Below are 16,228 nucleotides of genomic sequence, written 5' to 3'. Positions count from 1 at the left end.
ATGTGTTTAGGTATAATTAAAGTTTAGGAGGGACGGGCAATGAAGTTTAATATTGAGCAGATATTCACCTGGCAAAATTTTATGAATATTATTGATATTCTAATCGTTTGGTACATTATTTATCGCTTAATTATGCTGGTAAGAGGTACTAAGGCTGTCCAATTAGTTAAAGGAATATCATTAATTATTCTGGTCAGAATTGTAGCTGGGTTGTTACATTTACATACATTAACTTATTTTGTTGATCAAATTCTTTCTTGGTCAGTAATCGGAATAATTGTTATTTTCCAACCAGAAATCAGACGTGGTCTTGAACACTTAGGTCGCTCACCAATTTTTGGTGGAACTACAATGACTGAAAAACAGGCTGCTGAAAAGATGATTGGGGAACTAGATAAGGCAATTCAATATATGTCTAAAAGAAGAATTGGTGCCCTAATTACCATTCAGCAAAATACGGGGTTAGAGGATTATATTGAAACTGGTATACCTATTGATGCTGATATTACCGGCGAATTGCTAATCAATATTTTTATTCCAAATACTCCATTGCATGACGGTGCTGTAATTATTCGCAACAATCGAATTGCCGTAGCAGCTGCATATTTACCACTTTCAGACAATAGTATGATTCCTAAAAAGCTTGGAACGCGTCACAGAGCTGGTGTAGGTATTTCAGAAGTTACAGATGCAATAACCATTGTTGTCTCTGAAGAAACCGGTGGAGTAACAATTACGCGTAATAGTCAATTTATGCTTGATTTGACTAGAGAAGAGTATTTGAAATATTTAAATGCTCAATTGGTTCCAAAAGAAGAAGAGGAAAAGCCGAAGTGGTACCAAAGAATTGTAAATCATGTATGGAATTGGGGGTCAAATAAAAAATGAAAAGATTTTTTGATAAACCTTGGTTCTATCGAATTGTTGCATTGATTTTGGCCATTTTATTAACTATCTATGTTTCATCTAACCAACAAGGCTATGTAACACAAGGAAGACGTGAAGAAACTTTAAAAACTGCTACTAAGACGCAGGTAATTAAGGCTCCGTTGCAAGTTTCAGTAAATACTGATAAATACTATGTAACAGGTTATCCAGAAAAAATAAATTTAACTTTAGAAGGATCTAATGCATTAGTTACATCTACTATTAATACTCAAAATTTTCGTGTTTATATTGACTTAAGTCACTTAAAGACTGGTGAACATACAGTACCAATTAAGGTAAATGGCTTAAGTACGCAATTAACTTATAGTGTCAGTCCCAGCAAAGTACGTGTAAATATTCAAAGAAGAAAATCTCGCACTCTTCCTGTACAAATAGAGTATAATAAGAGTGCTGTATCTCGTGGATATAATCTTGGAACGGCTAAGAGCGATCCAGAAGTAGTTAACATTACTGGTGCTAAAAGTGAAGTTAACCAAGTTGATCGTGTTGTAGCTAGAGCAAGTTTACCTAAGGGAATAGACAGCACATTTGAGCGCGAAGAAATGCTGGTAGCACTTGATAAGGATGGACATCAGCTTAATGTTGCGATTGATCCAGCAACAGCGCATATTACTATCCCAATTAACTTATCGAAAAAGAAAGTTAAAATAAACGTAACATCGAAAAATGAGTCATCGACTCGCGTTTATTCTTTAACTGCAAAGAAGGAAACAGTTGAGATATATGGTGATGAAAATACACTTAAGAAAATAACATCCATTCCTTTAAAGGTTGATTTAAGTGGCATTGATCGAGATGTTACTAAGGATGTTGCAATTAAGTTGCCTAATGGCGTAGTTAAATCTTCACCATCGGTAATACCGGTGCATATAAAGGTAACCGCTACTACTGCTAAAAAAGAATAAAACAAGGAAAGGTTGTTAAAAAATTATGCTTAAATATTTTGGAACAGATGGTGTACGGGGGGTTGCTAATGCAGGCTTAACTCCAGAAATGGCTTTTAAATTAGGTCGTGATGGAGGATACGTTCTTACTAAAGATAAAAAGGATGGAGAAAGAGCTAAAGTATTAGTTTCTCGCGATACTCGTATTTCTGGACAAATGTTAGAATACGCATTGATTTCTGGTTTACTTTCCGTGGGAATTGAAGTTTTAGAAGTTGGTGTTATTACTACACCTGGTCTTTCTTACTTAGTACGTGCCCAAGGTGCAGATGCCGGTGTTCAAATTTCTGCTTCACATAATCCAGTCGAAGATAATGGAATTAAGTTCTTTGGTAGCGATGGTTTGAAGTTATCGGATGCTAAAGAAGAAGAAATCGAAAAATTAATTGATGCACCTGAAGATAAACTTCCTCGTCCTTCAGCAGAAGGTTTAGGCACTGTAACAAATTACCATGAAGGTGCTTCTAAGTACTTACAATTTATTGAAAATACTTTACCAGAAGAATTAGATGGTATTAAAGTTGTTGTAGATGGTGCAAATGGTGCGGCTAGTGCTTTAATTTCAAGATTATTTGCTGATATGGGCGTTGATTTTACTACTATTGCAACTCATCCAGATGGCTTAAATATTAATGACCACGTTGGAGCTACTCACACTAAGAAATTACAAGAAGAAGTTGTAAAGCAAGGTGCACAATTAGGTTTGGCATTTGATGGGGATGCTGACCGTTGTATTGCTGTTGATGAAAACGGTAATGAAGTTGATGGTGACCACATTATGTACGTCATTGGATCATACCTTGCTGATCACGGACGTTTAAAGAAAGATACCATTGTTACAACTGTAATGAGTAACCTTGGTTTTACTAAGGCTTTAGAAAGACGCGGCCTTAAGAATGTAAGAACTCAAGTTGGTGACCGTTACGTTTCAGAAGAAATGAGAGCTAATGGCTACAATCTTGGCGGTGAACAATCAGGTCACGTAATTATCAGCGATTACCATAATACTGGAGACGGTATGCTTACTGGATTACATTTATTATATGTAATGAAGGATACTGGTAAGTCATTAAGTGAATTATTAAGTGACTTTAAGGAATATCCACAACGCTTAATTAATGTACCCGTTGAAAACAAAAAAGACTGGAAAGAACATAAACGCATTACAGAAGCAATTAAGAAGGTTGAAGAAGAGTTAAGTGATGAAGGACGTATTTTTGTTCGTCCATCAGGAACTCAAAGTTTGCTTCGTGTAATGACTGAAGCTCCAACACAAGAATTAGCTGATAAATATTGTGAAGAAGTAGCTAAAGTTGTTGAAGAAGAAATGGGCTCGAAATAGCATTGAGTTTATATTAAAATCTAATAGGTGATGGCGTTCACCAATTTAACCGATTAATATCTGACGACGCCTACTTTCTTACATAGATTGAGGAGGTAGTGTCGTCTTTTTTTATGCATTTTTTGTATAATAGAAAGGAAAGTGAACGATTACATAGGAGAAAAATAATGAATATAAAATTAATTGCTGTTGATCTTGATGGAACTTTATTAAACGATAAGCAAGAAGTAAGTACTAAAACAAAAGAAGCATTGCAAAAGGCATCTAAGATGGGGATCAAGATAGTTCCATGTTCTGGTAGACCCTTTCCTGGTATTAAAGAATATCTAGATGAATTAAATTTAAAGGACCCCAATCAATATGTAGTTGCTTTTAATGGAGCGTTGGTTTTAAATTCTGCTGGAAAACCAATAGTTGAGGAATTGCTTAACTATAGTGATTTTCTATTTTTTGAAAAAATTGCAGAGAATTTACAGGCTAATTTTCATATTGAAGTAAGGGATAAGTTTATTACTCTAAATCATTTTATTAATTATTATTTATCACGTGAAAGCTGGCTGACTAGGATGCCAATCGAAGTTTCTGAGCTAAAAAACATCTCAGAAGACATTAAATTTACTAAGGCTATGTTCTCGGGCTCACCTGCTGAAATGAATAATATCTATCAAAATTTACCCAAAGATGTGGTCGAAAAATATAATGTCTCTACTTCAGATGAAACTTTGATTGAAATTAATTCTAAGCAGGCTTCAAAGGGAAATGCTCTAAAAGAATTAGCTAAAAAACTTAATTTTAAACAAGATGAAGTAATGATTTTTGGTGATCAGAAAAATGATATTTCGATGTTTGATGTTGCTGGGTTTTATAAAGTGGCGATGGGAAATGCTGTACCAGAGATAAAAAAACGTGCCAATTATGTTACTAAAACGAATAATGAAGATGGAATTGCGTATGCATTGAGAAAGTTGATTTTTGATGAATAAAAAGTGGAAAAATTATTTAAGTGTAGGAGTATTTGCCTTTTTTGGAGGTGCATTAAGGGCGTATTTGAATTTGATCTGGTCGCAGGCTGGAACTTTTACAGCTAATATTATTGGTTGTTTTTTATTGGCATTTTTCACCTATTTCTTTGTTGAATATAGAGAAGGCCGTGATTGGCTAGTTACGGGATTAAGTACTGGTTTTGTCGGTTCCTTTACTACTTTTTCTAGTTTTCATTTAGATACATTGAAACAATTAGAAAATGGGATGAATAGTCAGGCAGTAATTTATTTCTTTAGTTCAATATTTATCGGATTTTTATTTGCGTATTTAGGAATGATAATTGGAAAAAGAACAGGTAGAAAGTTGGCAGTAAAAGCATGATGACGATTTTGACAGCAGGTTTTGGAGCTATTTGGGGCGCAATCTTAAGATATGGAATTACGAATTATGGTAAAAAGCATTGGTCCAAAAATTTTCCATATGCGACTTTATTCATAAATCTTACAGGAGCGTTTATTTTAGGTTTTGTATTCTCATGTAATTTGTCGCCCTTTGTCTATGCTTTAGTTGGAACTGGGGTGTTAGGTGGTTATACTACATTCTCAACTCTAAACGTTGAGCTGCTTTCTCATTGGCGCGACCACAATTATAGTACTTTTATTCTGTATGCTTTACTTTCCTATGGTGGAGGATTGATCTTAGTATTTGCGGGATATAAAGCGAGATCGTTAATTTAAGAAAAAAGAATGCTGAGGAATTAATTCTCCAGCATTCTTTTTTGAATAATAAATTAATTTTGATTCTTAATTGATACTTTTCCTACTTCGCTTGTAATAGCTATTGAACTATTGGAATCTTCTCGTCCAACATAACCCTCAATTTTGTCGTAATCATCGCTACCATAAATAATGGAATCAATAGGAAGATCAGTAGGACCAATCTTTTTGGTATTAATTTTGAACTTGAAAAACATAGTATGTGGAATATTAACAAGTACATTTCCGACTTTAGTGTGAATTGAGAGGTTAAATTGCGGATTATCAGCAAGAGACAATTTAATTTTACCAACACTAGATTTAATATTGCCACTTCCTTTAATTTTACTAAGCAACATGTTTCCAGTATCAGTTACTATATCAAGATTTTGGCTATTTAAACCGGTAACCGTAATTTTTCCGCTTTTAGTATCGATAAAGAAATCTTTAGTTGAAATATTTTCTAAATCAATGTTACCGCTACTGGTATGGTACGATATTTCTTCTTTTGCTTGAACATTATCACTTGTTAGAACACCAGAATGAGCATTAATATGAAAAACATTTGCGGACGTATTAGAAACAGCTATATCACCTGATTTTAAGTCTGCTTGAACTCGTTTAAGGGTAGAGTGGGCTAATAAGAGATCACCAGAAACAGCTGTTATATCAAGCATGCAATAATTGGGAATTTTATTAATGTAAACATCCCCGCTTTGACTGCGGATAGTTAAAAAGCCATTGAAATCTTTAGGCAAAAATAATAAAGTTTTATTCTTAAAAATCCCTACTAATTTACGTGGTCCCTGAGTAATTTTTAAAACATTTCCTACTTTTTCTACTGTCGAGTAAAGATTTTCGATATCACGAGACATAAAATCATGGACAATTAAATTTGAAGAATTAGTTGGTAAAACTAAAATATCTCCTAGACGATAGTTAAGGTGAATTTCATCAATTTGATTTAACTTTAGTTTTAATTCATTGACTAGTTTAGAATCAAAAATTTTGGCAAAGAAATCATTATATTTGCTATAGTCAGTTTCTTCTAAATTTTTTAATTGAGATAGGAGAGTATCAAGATCAGTTAAGTTCAAAAGCGCTTTTTGTTCTGCTTCAATTTGACTTGCACCGTGTTGAATCTCTTTTTTTATTAAATTGTTAAGCTTTTTACTTAAAGTGTTTTGTAAAGGTTTATTTTCTTTGATATGAGGAAATTTATTGAAAAATTCTTTTAGTTTTTCATCAATCATGCTGAACTCCTTTAATATTTGTTACACTTTTATTATATAGCACTGAAAAAACTGTATGTAATTAATTTATTAACGATAAAATAGATAAAAAGTTTTGTTAGGAGAAAAAATTGAAATTTCTAAAATGGATTTGGAGATTGGTCGTCATTGGATTGATCTTTATATCACTAAGTTTAACTTTAACGAGTCCAGTTGAACTTAAAGTAGATAGTACAGCCGGATTAGTTAAAAGCTCAATTAATAAAGTTGTTGATCAAGCAAATAATAGTGATTTGCAAATGGGCGTCAGTTTTCTGCAGGAGTCAGGAATCGAGGACACACTCTTATCGCAACTGCCTAAAAATATTGAATTAAAGACGTCTTATCAAGGTCTAAATCAGTTAAGTACGAATTATTTAGCAAATGAAAAACTGACGGCGTCCGACTTAAAATTAAACAATGACACGCAACAGGAACAGGTTTTTAATCAGGTTGTATTACAATTAGTTAATGAACAACTAAGACAAAATTCTGCCGATGTAAAACAAGCTGCTGAGATTTATCATTTGATCTATTTCTTATTGATTGGTTTGTATATTTTGGCAATGGCATTAGCATTATTTGGCAGAAAGAGTGCATTAGTTCCGCTCCTAGTTGCTGCAATTGGCTCTTATGGTGTTTTATCATATGCGGCAGGGATTGCGACTACATCACTGCAGGAAAGCGTTTATAGCGGAATTAACGTGAGTCTAAGTAGTGGATTAAGTCAGGCTTTGATTACTGCAATTATTGCTGCAGTGGGATGTTTATTCATTAAAATTAAGAAAGAGAAGGAGTAAAAATGCTTTTTAAAACGAGCGATGATATAGAAATTGATTACGAATTGAGTGGGAAAGGAAAGCCAATCGTTTTAGTTAACGGCTTTGGAGCATATCAAGAAATTTGGTCAGCGCAAGTACCATTTTTAACAAAGTTAGGCTATCAAGTTTTAACTTATGATCATCGGAATATGGGCCCGAGTCAGCGGACTGAGAAAGGGCATAATATTGCACGTTTGACACAGGATTTATATGAACTAACATCTTTTTTGAAAATAAAACAGGCAATTTTTATGGGACACTCAATGGGTGCGTCAATTATCTTTTGTCTAATGAAAAAATGGCCAGAAATAGTTAAACAGGCTTTGTTAGTGGATCAATCACCTAAGATGCTTAATGATAAGAACTGGGAATATGGCTTTATAGATTATACCAGTAAGAATTATGAAGAAAAATGCCAGGAAAGGCCACATGTTCACGAAACTTATGCTGGTTTAGATGATGGTGTGTATGCAAAGTTAATGTTAGCTAAAAAGGCTAATCCTTTTGATAGAAAAGATAATGTGGACTTACTTGAGAATCATATGTCGCTAGATTGGCGTGAAGTTTTAGAAACAACAAACATCCCGACTACTTTTTTCGTTGCTAAAGAAAGTCCATATTATCGTGATGGATATGAAAAGTGGCTTGAACAGAAAAATAAAAAGATAAATAGCTTTATTATGTCACCGAGTGGACATGTAATTATGGCTGAAATTCCACAACAATTTAATAGTAAGCTAAAGGATATTTTAGAGTAGAAAAAAAGAGGGCATGCCCTCTTTTTTTGTTGTGAGTAAATTATTTTAGTTTTTTATTAATATTTGCCAAATTTTGGTAATTTTCTGTCATCCATGCAAGATAAGTTGTATTGTTAGGAATGGTTTCGCGAACTTGTAAAATTGGAATGTTTTTTGATTTAGCTCTTTTAACGAAATTATTGACAGTAGAACTACTTACTTGAGAATTTTTGACAAAGAAAGAAATTCCACGATTACTAATTGTTTGATTCATTTGATGAACAATCTTAGCACTAGGATCAGTTTCATTTTCAATAGCTTCTTCAAAAGCTTTATCGCCAATCTTAAAGTGAGTAGCTTTTAAAGCATAATCGAATACTGGTTCACTAACATATACTGGTTTTTGCTTTGCTCCATCGATAGAATCAGCAACTTTTTTAATTTTATTGATTTTTGCTAAGTATTTAGCACCATTTTCTTTATAGTAAGTTGCATGTTTTTTATCAATCTTAGATAAGCGTTTAACTAAATAGTTAACATATTTTGTTGGCATATTTAAATCAAACCAAATATGTGGGTTAGCACCATTTTTTAGATCCATTAGATCTTCGCCAACTAGGACGGCAGATTTATTATTGGATTTGGCAAGTTTGGGTAACCAGGAGTCATAGCCTAAGCCATTAGCAACTACAATTTTTGCATCTTGAACCTTTTTGGCATCAGCAGTTGTTGGTTCGAAGTCATGCGGATCAGTGGAGCTGTTAGTAATGATAGCAGTAGCTTTTCCATATTTGCCTAAAACGTTTTGTGCAATATCGGCATAGACGTTGGTACTTGTGACAATAGAAAGTTTATTTGATGAAGAATCAGATTTTTTTGAACAGCCAGTAAGAATTAAAATAAGAGCACCCGCTGTAACAAAGAGAGCTAAAAATTTTTGAAAATATTTTTTCATTTTTATGTACGTATCCTTTCAATTACGTGATTGAGATCTGTATTCACTATAAATAATATCAGAAACCACTAATAATTTTACATTTGCCAATTGATTTTTGTTAATTCGGCTCAGTTAGCTTGTGTTATAGTAGAAAGAAATTATGAAATTAAGGTAGATAAAAGATGAAAGCTACAATATATATTACGGGAAGTATTGCTGCTTATAAAGCAATTAGCGTTGTACGCGATTTTCAAAAAGAGGGACATGAAGTTAGAGTAGCTATGACTAAAGAAGCAGTTCATTTAATTGGTACGCAAACTTTAGCTGCTTTGACTAAATATCCTGTGTTAACTGATCTCTGGAAGGAAGAAACAGCTGATAGAATACAGCATATTGAATTGGCAGATTGGACGGATATTGCAGTAGTTGTTCCAGCAACGGCGAACTTTATTGCAAAAATTGCTAACGGCCTAGCTGACGATGCAGCAAGTACTACTTTTTTGGCAACTGCTGCTCATAAGTATGTTGTGCCAGCAATGAATAGCCATATGTGGGCTAATCCAGCCTTTCAAAGAAATTTGTCCTTGTTAAAGCAAGATGGAATTTCTGTAATGGAGCCGGCTACTGGGCGTCTAGCTGAAGGATATAGTGGAAAAGGAAGAATGCCAGAGCCAGATGAGATTATGTCTTGGATAAATGAGTCTCTTCAAGCTAAAGATGAATTAAAAGGAAGAAAAATCGTTATTACGGCTGGCGGGACTGTTTCTCCGCTTGATCCAGTTCGCTATTTAGGAAATCGCTCTAGCGGGAAGATGGGGATAGCACTAACCAAAGCAGCTCTTGCAGCAGGAGCAGAGGTTATTTTGATTTCTGGCCATATTTCTGTTCCCCTTCCTCAATCACCAAAATTAAAGAACGTTCATGTAGAAACTACTGAAGACATGTTATCAGCCGTGAAAGATGTTTTTTCTAGTGCAGACGCATTAATTATGGCAGCTGCGGTAGCGGATTATGAGCCAGTAAATTATATTGACCATAAAATTAAAAAGCAGGACCAGGGAGATGAATTAAAGATATATTTAAAAGAGACTCCCGATATTCTGAAAACAATGGGAAGCTTAAAGAATAAAAAACAGGTCGTAGTTGGCTTTGCGGCTGAAACAAATGATTTATTAGAAAATGCTGCGAAAAAATTACAAAAGAAAAATGCAGATATGATTGTAGCTAATGACGTTAGTCACGGCGTATTTGGAAGTGATGAAGATAAGGTTACAATTTTAAGAAAAGATAAGGCAAATCAAAATCTAAAAGAAAGAACTAAGGTGGAGATTGCTAAGAAAATAATAGCCTTGGTTGCTGATGAGCTTGAAAGTAGGGAAGATATAGAATGAAAAGAACTTTATTAACAAAGCGAGAAATTATATTTGTCTGCTTAATGCTGCTGGTATTGCTAGGTTTATTCATTTCTAGTTCGATGACTTACCATGAGCAAGAGATGTCACCAGGATTTATTCATCGCCATTTTCCAATTATTGAGAAAATAGTAGGAAAGTGGAATATTTACTATGCTGGACGCTGGCATAATGCATTTTTGGATAATGGCGAAGCAGGGATGACACAGTTTGTTATGAGAAAATTTGCTCATTTTTCATCATACTTTTTAGTTGGATTATTTGCCTGCTTAGGTTTAGATCGTTTATTTAAAAAGTGGTGTGGTCCTTTGTTTATTTGGCTAGGAATTATTGGACTGGCTGGATTAGACGAATTCCATCAATATTTAACAGGAGATAGAACTCCGAGTCTTCATGATGTTGCTCTTGATTCAGCAGGAGCACTTTTAGCTATCTTAATCTGTATTTTCGTTTACTGGCTTAGGCACCATCAAGAAAAAAATAATTCCTAGTCGATCATAGATTGAATTTAAACCTTTAGTGCGTTATGATTGACAAGGTTAACTATATTAAATAAAAAGAAAGAAGGATTCTTATGTCAGGACATTCAAAATGGCACAATATTCAAGGCCGCAAGAATGCGCAAGACGCTAAGAGAGGTAAAGTTTTCCAAAAATTATCTCGTGAAATTTATATGGCTGCAAAGAGTGGTGGTCCTGACCCTTCAGGAAATCCTACTTTACGTATGGTTATGGATAAAGCACGTGCAGCTAACATGCCTAAGACTAACATCGAACGTGCTATTAAAAAGGCTGAAGGTAATTCAGATGAACATTACGACGAAATTACCTACGAAGGCTATGCACCAGGTGGTGTAGCAATTTTAGTTGAAGCTTTAACTGATAACAAGAACCGTACTGCTTCTGATGTTCGTGTAGCTTTCACTCGTAATGGTGGCTCACTTGGTGCAACTGGTTCTGTTGCTTACATGTTTGACCGTAAAGGCTACATTGTAATTGACCGTTCAACTACTGATGCTGATGAAGATCAAGTATTACTTGATGTTATGGATGCTGGTGGGGATGACTTAGAAACTAGTGATGATGCATTTGAAATCTACACTGATCCTAAGCAATTTACTGCTGTACGTGATGCATTAGAAAAGGCTGGCTACAAGTTAGCTAATGCTGAATTGACTATGATTCCACAAAACACCACTCCAGTTCCAGCAGATAAGAAAGAGCAATTTGCTCACTTAATTGATGCATTAGAAGATAATGATGATGTTTCTAATGTATATACTGCTGCTGCAGATGATGATGAATAATTAATTTATCGAAAAATAGACCTAAGTTGATTTAGGTCTATTTTTTTATGGCTGACATTTGTGTCAGCCTTTTTTTATTTGTTTTTTTAAATAATAAAAAAATTTTAGCCCTTTTTGCGTACTAATAAGTGTATGGCAAAGGAGGGATTAATGTGAACGAAATATCGAAAACTATTTTAGAAACAGCATTTGAAAGCCATGCGAGTGATATCTTTATTTTTCCTACCGTTAATGGGTATGAGATAAAGATTCGAAATGCATTAGGTTTAAGTAAAGTAGAGGACCTAAGTTATCAAGCCGGGAGAGAATTGCTCAACTTTTTTAAATTTCAGGCGCAAATGGATATTGCTGAGAGGCGCAGGCCGCAAGTAGGAGCTTATCAGACTGAAATTGCGGGTAACAAAGTATTTTTACGTTTTTCAAGCGTTGGCGAGTTTACTGGTGATGAATCTTTGGTAGTTAGGTTGATTTATGGTGAAAAAAATAATAATTATTTTTTGCCAGAACAATTAACCTTGCTCAAAAAATTAACCAGACAACGTGGACTAATTATTACTAGCGGTCCAACTGGATCAGGAAAAACGTCAACAATGTATGAACTTGCACAACTGGCTGGAGAAGGAAAAGTGGTAATGACTATTGAAGATCCAGTTGAAATTTGGAATCCTGGTTTCTTACAAACACAGGTAAATTTGATTGCAGGAATCGCTTATCCAGACTTGTTGAAAGCAGCTCTAAGGCATCGACCTGATATTTTGATTATTGGAGAAATTAGAGACCAGGAAACTGCCAAGATTAGTATTAATGCTGCTTTAAGCGGACATTTAGTATTAGCAACTATTCATGCCAAAACTGCTATGCAAACAATATCACGTCTTGAAGGATTAGGGATTAAAAAAGATGAATTGGATAATTGCTTGACTGCTGTTTCTTATCAAAGGTTGCTGCCACTAAAAAAGAAAAATAAAATAGCTTGTCTGATGGATATTGGATATGGTGAAGAACTTCGCCAAGCAGTCGCAGATAACGAAAAACGTCATAACTTAAGTAGTTGGCAAAATAATTTAGAGCAGTTAGTTAAACGGGGAAAAATCAGTGAAGAGACGAAGCGTTTTTTTAAAGAAGGATAAATTAAATAGTAGCGATCAGCTTATTTTTATTGATTATCTGAGGCAAGCATTAATTAATGGATATTCTTTAAATGCTAGCTTAAAGCTATTGCCTAAAATATGGACTGGTAATTCTGAAAAACTAACTTATATAAAGGAACAAGTTGAACAAGGCAGCAAGCTAGGAGATGTACTACATGAGGTTGGATTTTCTAGCACTTTAGCTGCACAAATCAATATGGCTATTATTGACGGAAATTTATTGTCTTGTTTAGACCAGTTAAGTAAGCTTATTCGATTAAAAAACAAGCAATTGAAGAAACTAAGAGGAGAACTGGCCTATCCAGCACTTTTAATTGGAATGATGGTTACTTTGTTAATTTGTATGCAGACGTTTTTAAAGACAGAAATGTCAGATAATGACTGGACGAGTAATTTGATGCTTGTGGGACTTTTGCTGTTAGTGATTAGTGCTGTAGCTTTTATTAGTAAGACAATTAGACTGCTTAATAAGCAAGATTATTATGCTCTTAAAAAGTTAACAAAATTACCAATCATTGGCCAAGCATTAAGTTTATATGTTCATTATCTTATTGTTTCTGATTTAGCTGTTTTATTAATCAATGGCTTTTCTTTACAAAAAATTTGTCAATTAGCCGCAATTCAACCAAATAGTTCATTGCAGCAGGTAATTGGAGAAAAGGTGAATAAGCAATTAGTGCAGGGAATTGAGATTAAGGAAATTATTGAGCAAGAATTTTTTATACCTAATAATCTTGTAATGCTTTTAGAAACTGGAACAACAAGAGAGCAGATTGGAAAAAGAGCATTGTTACTTAGCAAAACCCTTTTTTATGAATTAAATCTCAAATTAAATAGTTTAATTGTTAATCTACAGCCGCTATGCTTTATTTTTATTGGAATTTGTATTTTAGGGATGTATTTAAAAATTTTAATGCCAATGTATCACTTGATGGAAACGATGTAGGAGAGAGATAAAATGGAAAAATTAAAAAAATTTATTACAAAGAATCAACAAGTAAAGGGGTTTACTTTAGTAGAAATGGTAATCGTAATTGCTATTATTGCAATGCTCATCTTGTTAATTGTTCCTGGCTTGAGTAAGCAAAAGGATAGAGCAACTAGCAAGACTGATGAAGCTTTAAGAACAACGATTGAGACACAAAGACAGTTGGCTGAAGATAATGGCGATGGGACTTCATTAGAAGAACTTGTGAAAAAGGAATATATTTCACAAAAACAAAAAGAAAGATATGAAAAATTACCACAGAGATGATTTTTAAAAAGATAAAAGCTTTTACTTTAATTGAAACGATAGTTACCTTAGCAGTTGTTTGTCTACTTGTATTAATGCCTACGTTATATGTAAAAAATATTAAGGAACAGATAGTGTTAGATAGTTCAACACGTCAAATTAAATCTACAATTAACAAATATTTGCATCGTTCAACTGTAGAGAGAAAATCCTATTTTTTATCGTATTTTGATAATAATTCTTCAATTCAGGTAATGGAGCCAGATAAGGTAACAAAGGTTTATTTAGATCGACATGTTAGAGTTTATAATTTTGACAACTTTTATATAAGTAATCGCGGAACAATTTCACCAAGAACAATAACTGTTAAGAATGGTAATAAAGAAAAGAAAATAAAAATACAAATGACATGGGGAAGAATGGTTGAAGAATAAAAGAGTATCAGGATTTATTTTATGGGAAGCATGTCTAGGATTTACGATAGCTTGTTTAGGTGTATTGCTTTTAGGGATGACGATCAAACAAAATAATCAGACTGAAAAGCGGGTCGAAAAGCGTGTAGATAAGGCTTATGCTGAATATATTTTTAGACATAGTGATAAAAAGACATTATTAGTTCATGATCATGTCTACCATAGGTAAAAATAATGAAAAGAATAAGAGGCTTTACTTTATTAGAAGCCGTTTTTGCAATTGCAGTTACGATTTTATGTGCACAAATTTTATTTGGACTGGTGGGTACACTTAGAAAAATTAATCGTCAAAAAACTGGCATAAATGAAATAGCTTATAGTTATGTGCAAGTAAATAATTTTTTAAAAGAAAGCGGACATGTTGAAGTAAGTACGACTGGTTCAGATACGACTAAGATTGTGCTTAGAAAAGTATCAAGCAAAAAGAATAAGAATAATGAGCCAATTTATGATACTTATGTGATTGATCTAAGTTCAAACGATGTTCTAAGAATGAGAACAGATGAAGGCGGACATATGCCATTACTGTTTAAAGTTAAAAAAATTCGATGCACTACTTCAAAGGATTCATTTACGATCTTAGTAACTGAAAAAGATGGCAGACAAAGTGAGATGTTTTTTAAAACTGATTTGCCAGAAAAAAAGAAAGAGAATGTAAAGGATGAGAAAGCGGAGAAGAATAAAAAGAATTAAGGGAAGTGCTCTGATTAGTAGCTTATTGCTTATTAATATTTGTATTGCCTTTGTAATGATGTATCAGCATAGCTTTACTGAAAATATGGAAAGTAATATTACTTTAATAAATTATTTTTCTAAGTAAATAATGATTGCTTGCTAGTATTTGAGGATACCGATAGAATATTAGAAGGAATATTAAAGAAGGAAGAAAAATGCAAAAAGTAGAAGAATTGTATCCAAAATTTCAGACAGCTGTTGAGCATTTACAAAAAGCGCTCAATGTTTCTTTCTCATCTGCATTGACGGAAACTTTTGATAATCTAGAAAATGGAAAAATCAAGGTAGAATCAGGTGCTCCAGATAAAGAAACGGTAGCTGAGTTGACTGAAGAATATCGTCAATTAGATTATGATAATTTGCCACGTGCCTTAAAGGTACAAGTGTTTACTTTATTAACTTTAAAAGCAATTTCTCAAGACGGCAGCGACTATAACTTGATGCCAACGCCTTCAGTAATTGCAACGATAATTGCTCTAATTTGGCAAAGAATCGTTCCTGCTGGTAAGAAAACTGTAGTTGATCCAGCTATTGGAACGGGGAATTTACTTTATTCAGTTATTAGACAGCTTATCCAAGAAAATCACTCACAGAATAATTACAATTTAATTGGAATTGATAATGAGGAATCATTGCTAGACTTAGCCGATATTGGCGCTCATCTTGAAGATTTAAAGATTGATTTGTACTGTCAAGATGCCTTAGATCCATGGATGATTGAAAAAGCTGATGTAGTAGTGAGCGATGTGCCAGTAGGCTATTATCCACTTGATAATAATGCTAAGCGTTTTGAAAATCATGCAAAAGAAGGTCATTCATTTGCACATACTTTGTTTATTGAACAAATTGTAAATAATCTTAAACGTGATGGTTTTGCATTTTTAGTGGTACCTAGATTGTTATTTACTGGTAAGGGATCTACTGAATTTATGACCTGGTTAGCTAAAAAGGTTAATATTCAAGCAATTGTTGACTTGCCAGATGATATGTTTTCAAGTCAGATTCAGCAAAAATCAATTTTGGTTTTCCAAAATCACGGAGAGCATGCAATTAAGCGTGAGGTATTGGTAGCTAAACTAGATTCATTAAAGAAGCCTGAATCTTTAGTAGCATTTAATATGAAGCTAAATGACTGGTATCATAAGAGTGAAGATTAATTTTTATAAGAGGTATATAGT

Annotated in this window: 20 protein-coding genes and 1 riboswitch; of the genes, 18 read left to right on the top strand and 2 right to left on the bottom strand. The window is 33.7% G+C overall.

Annotation, left to right across the window (positions count from 1 at the left end; all coding sequences use genetic code 11):
• Positions 1-39: 39 nt before the first annotated feature.
• From cdaA to crcB, 6 genes are all read left to right on the top strand, one after another.
• Positions 40-888, top strand: a complete 849-nt coding sequence (gene cdaA, locus QM512_RS05445) for a diadenylate cyclase CdaA (RefSeq protein ID WP_282804785.1) — start codon at positions 40-42, stop codon at positions 886-888.
• Complete coding sequence (locus tag QM512_RS05440; protein WP_282804784.1) at positions 885-1,853, top strand: CdaR family protein; 969 nt, start codon at positions 885-887, stop codon at positions 1,851-1,853. Before cdaA ends, QM512_RS05440 begins: the two co-directional genes overlap by 4 nt.
• Positions 1,854-1,878: 25 nt before the next feature.
• Positions 1,879-3,234 carry a phosphoglucosamine mutase gene (glmM, locus tag QM512_RS05435; protein WP_282804783.1) on the top strand — a complete coding sequence of 452 codons (1,356 nt, stop codon included), beginning with the start codon at positions 1,879-1,881 and terminating at the stop codon, positions 3,232-3,234.
• Between the two features lie 17 nt (positions 3,235-3,251).
• Positions 3,252-3,314: riboswitch (Fluoride riboswitch) on the top strand.
• 87 nt (positions 3,315-3,401) lie between these two features.
• Complete coding sequence (locus QM512_RS05430) at positions 3,402-4,217, top strand: Cof-type HAD-IIB family hydrolase (protein ID WP_282804782.1); 816 nt, start codon at positions 3,402-3,404, stop codon at positions 4,215-4,217.
• Positions 4,210-4,599 carry a fluoride efflux transporter FluC gene (locus QM512_RS05425; RefSeq protein ID WP_282804781.1) on the top strand — a complete coding sequence of 130 codons (390 nt, stop codon included), beginning with the start codon at positions 4,210-4,212 and terminating at the stop codon, positions 4,597-4,599. Before QM512_RS05430 ends, QM512_RS05425 begins: the two co-directional genes overlap by 8 nt.
• A complete protein-coding gene (gene crcB, locus QM512_RS05420) occupies positions 4,596-4,955 on the top strand; it encodes a fluoride efflux transporter CrcB (RefSeq protein WP_282804780.1) in 360 nt (119 codons plus the stop codon). Before QM512_RS05425 ends, crcB begins: the two co-directional genes overlap by 4 nt.
• Before the next feature lie 53 nt (positions 4,956-5,008).
• Here the strand turns inward: crcB and QM512_RS05415 are convergent, their stop codons facing one another.
• Positions 5,009-6,226 (bottom strand): DUF4097 family beta strand repeat-containing protein, encoded by a 1,218-nt coding sequence (locus QM512_RS05415; protein WP_282804779.1) that lies wholly within the window; start codon positions 6,224-6,226, stop codon positions 5,009-5,011.
• A gap of 110 nt (positions 6,227-6,336) precedes the next feature.
• Here QM512_RS05415 and QM512_RS05410 point away from each other — a divergent pair, with 110 nt between their 5' ends.
• Both QM512_RS05410 and QM512_RS05405 read left to right on the top strand, forming a co-directional pair.
• Positions 6,337-7,044: a hypothetical protein gene (locus QM512_RS05410; protein WP_282804778.1), complete on the top strand. Its 708-nt coding sequence runs from the start codon at positions 6,337-6,339 to the stop codon at positions 7,042-7,044.
• A 2-nt stretch (positions 7,045-7,046) separates the two neighbouring features.
• Entirely contained in the window at positions 7,047-7,823 is a 777-nt protein-coding gene (locus QM512_RS05405; protein WP_282804777.1) for an alpha/beta fold hydrolase, read from the top strand.
• A 40-nt stretch (positions 7,824-7,863) separates the two neighbouring features.
• Here the strand turns inward: QM512_RS05405 and QM512_RS05400 are convergent, their stop codons facing one another.
• Complete coding sequence (locus tag QM512_RS05400) at positions 7,864-8,757, bottom strand: metal ABC transporter solute-binding protein, Zn/Mn family (RefSeq protein ID WP_282804776.1); 894 nt, start codon at positions 8,755-8,757, stop codon at positions 7,864-7,866.
• A gap of 164 nt (positions 8,758-8,921) precedes the next feature.
• On the opposite strand from QM512_RS05400, the gene coaBC reads away from it, so the two are divergent.
• The 10 genes from coaBC (at position 8,922) to QM512_RS05350 (ending at position 16,207) form a co-directional block, all read left to right on the top strand.
• On the top strand, positions 8,922-10,130 hold the full coding sequence (gene coaBC, locus QM512_RS05395; RefSeq protein ID WP_282804775.1) for a bifunctional phosphopantothenoylcysteine decarboxylase/phosphopantothenate--cysteine ligase CoaBC: 1,209 nt from the start codon (positions 8,922-8,924) through the stop codon (positions 10,128-10,130).
• Positions 10,127-10,642: a VanZ family protein gene (locus QM512_RS05390; RefSeq protein WP_282804774.1), complete on the top strand. Its 516-nt coding sequence runs from the start codon at positions 10,127-10,129 to the stop codon at positions 10,640-10,642. The genes coaBC and QM512_RS05390 overlap by 4 nt, the downstream gene beginning before the upstream one ends.
• 83 nt (positions 10,643-10,725) lie before the next feature.
• Positions 10,726-11,457, top strand: a complete 732-nt coding sequence (locus QM512_RS05385) for a YebC/PmpR family DNA-binding transcriptional regulator (RefSeq protein WP_282804773.1) — start codon at positions 10,726-10,728, stop codon at positions 11,455-11,457.
• A 152-nt stretch (positions 11,458-11,609) separates the two neighbouring features.
• Positions 11,610-12,587: a competence type IV pilus ATPase ComGA gene (comGA, locus tag QM512_RS05380; protein WP_282804772.1), complete on the top strand. Its 978-nt coding sequence runs from the start codon at positions 11,610-11,612 to the stop codon at positions 12,585-12,587.
• Positions 12,553-13,554: a type II secretion system F family protein gene (locus QM512_RS05375; protein ID WP_282804771.1), complete on the top strand. Its 1,002-nt coding sequence runs from the start codon at positions 12,553-12,555 to the stop codon at positions 13,552-13,554. Before comGA ends, QM512_RS05375 begins: the two co-directional genes overlap by 35 nt.
• A gap of 12 nt (positions 13,555-13,566) precedes the next feature.
• Positions 13,567-13,863 (top strand): competence type IV pilus major pilin ComGC, encoded by a 297-nt coding sequence (comGC, locus tag QM512_RS05370; RefSeq protein ID WP_282804770.1) that lies wholly within the window; start codon positions 13,567-13,569, stop codon positions 13,861-13,863.
• Positions 13,864-13,976: 113 nt separating this feature from the next.
• The gene (locus QM512_RS05365; RefSeq protein ID WP_282804769.1) at positions 13,977-14,276 is read left to right on the top strand and encodes a type II secretion system protein; all 300 of its coding nucleotides are present in this window, start codon (positions 13,977-13,979) and stop codon (positions 14,274-14,276) included.
• Positions 14,266-14,484: a type II secretion system protein gene (locus tag QM512_RS05360; protein WP_282804768.1), complete on the top strand. Its 219-nt coding sequence runs from the start codon at positions 14,266-14,268 to the stop codon at positions 14,482-14,484. Before QM512_RS05365 ends, QM512_RS05360 begins: the two co-directional genes overlap by 11 nt.
• A 5-nt stretch (positions 14,485-14,489) precedes the next feature.
• Positions 14,490-15,008 carry a competence type IV pilus minor pilin ComGF gene (gene comGF, locus QM512_RS05355; RefSeq protein ID WP_282804767.1) on the top strand — a complete coding sequence of 173 codons (519 nt, stop codon included), beginning with the start codon at positions 14,490-14,492 and terminating at the stop codon, positions 15,006-15,008.
• 197 nt (positions 15,009-15,205) lie between these two features.
• Positions 15,206-16,207: a class I SAM-dependent methyltransferase gene (locus tag QM512_RS05350; RefSeq protein ID WP_282804766.1), complete on the top strand. Its 1,002-nt coding sequence runs from the start codon at positions 15,206-15,208 to the stop codon at positions 16,205-16,207.
• Positions 16,208-16,228: the final 21 nt, after the last annotated feature.

This window comes from Lactobacillus isalae, from assembly GCF_947539375.1.
GTDB classification, from domain to species: Bacteria; Bacillota; Bacilli; order Lactobacillales; family Lactobacillaceae; genus Lactobacillus; species Lactobacillus isalae.
This window is presented reverse-complemented; position numbering and strand designations above follow the sequence as displayed.

Excerpts from the sequence above, each read along its gene's own strand:
- cdaA (WP_282804785.1), top strand. The coding sequence starts at position 40 with ATGAAGTTTAATATTGAGCAGATATTCACCTGGCAAAATTTTATGAAT.
- QM512_RS05440 (WP_282804784.1), top strand. The coding sequence starts at position 885 with ATGAAAAGATTTTTTGATAAACCTTGGTTCTATCGAATTGTTGCATTG.
- glmM (WP_282804783.1), top strand. The coding sequence starts at position 1,879 with ATGCTTAAATATTTTGGAACAGATGGTGTACGGGGGGTTGCTAATGCA.
- QM512_RS05430 (WP_282804782.1), top strand. The coding sequence starts at position 3,402 with ATGAATATAAAATTAATTGCTGTTGATCTTGATGGAACTTTATTAAAC.
- QM512_RS05425 (WP_282804781.1), top strand. The coding sequence starts at position 4,210 with ATGAATAAAAAGTGGAAAAATTATTTAAGTGTAGGAGTATTTGCCTTT.
- crcB (WP_282804780.1), top strand. The coding sequence starts at position 4,596 with ATGATGACGATTTTGACAGCAGGTTTTGGAGCTATTTGGGGCGCAATC.
- QM512_RS05415 (WP_282804779.1), bottom strand. The coding sequence starts at position 6,226 with ATGATTGATGAAAAACTAAAAGAATTTTTCAATAAATTTCCTCATATC.
- QM512_RS05405 (WP_282804777.1), top strand. The coding sequence starts at position 7,047 with ATGCTTTTTAAAACGAGCGATGATATAGAAATTGATTACGAATTGAGT.
- QM512_RS05400 (WP_282804776.1), bottom strand. The coding sequence starts at position 8,757 with ATGAAAAAATATTTTCAAAAATTTTTAGCTCTCTTTGTTACAGCGGGT.
- coaBC (WP_282804775.1), top strand. The coding sequence starts at position 8,922 with ATGAAAGCTACAATATATATTACGGGAAGTATTGCTGCTTATAAAGCA.
- QM512_RS05390 (WP_282804774.1), top strand. The coding sequence starts at position 10,127 with ATGAAAAGAACTTTATTAACAAAGCGAGAAATTATATTTGTCTGCTTA.
- QM512_RS05385 (WP_282804773.1), top strand. The coding sequence starts at position 10,726 with ATGTCAGGACATTCAAAATGGCACAATATTCAAGGCCGCAAGAATGCG.
- comGC (WP_282804770.1), top strand. The coding sequence starts at position 13,567 with ATGGAAAAATTAAAAAAATTTATTACAAAGAATCAACAAGTAAAGGGG.
- comGF (WP_282804767.1), top strand. The coding sequence starts at position 14,490 with ATGAAAAGAATAAGAGGCTTTACTTTATTAGAAGCCGTTTTTGCAATT.
- QM512_RS05350 (WP_282804766.1), top strand. The coding sequence starts at position 15,206 with ATGCAAAAAGTAGAAGAATTGTATCCAAAATTTCAGACAGCTGTTGAG.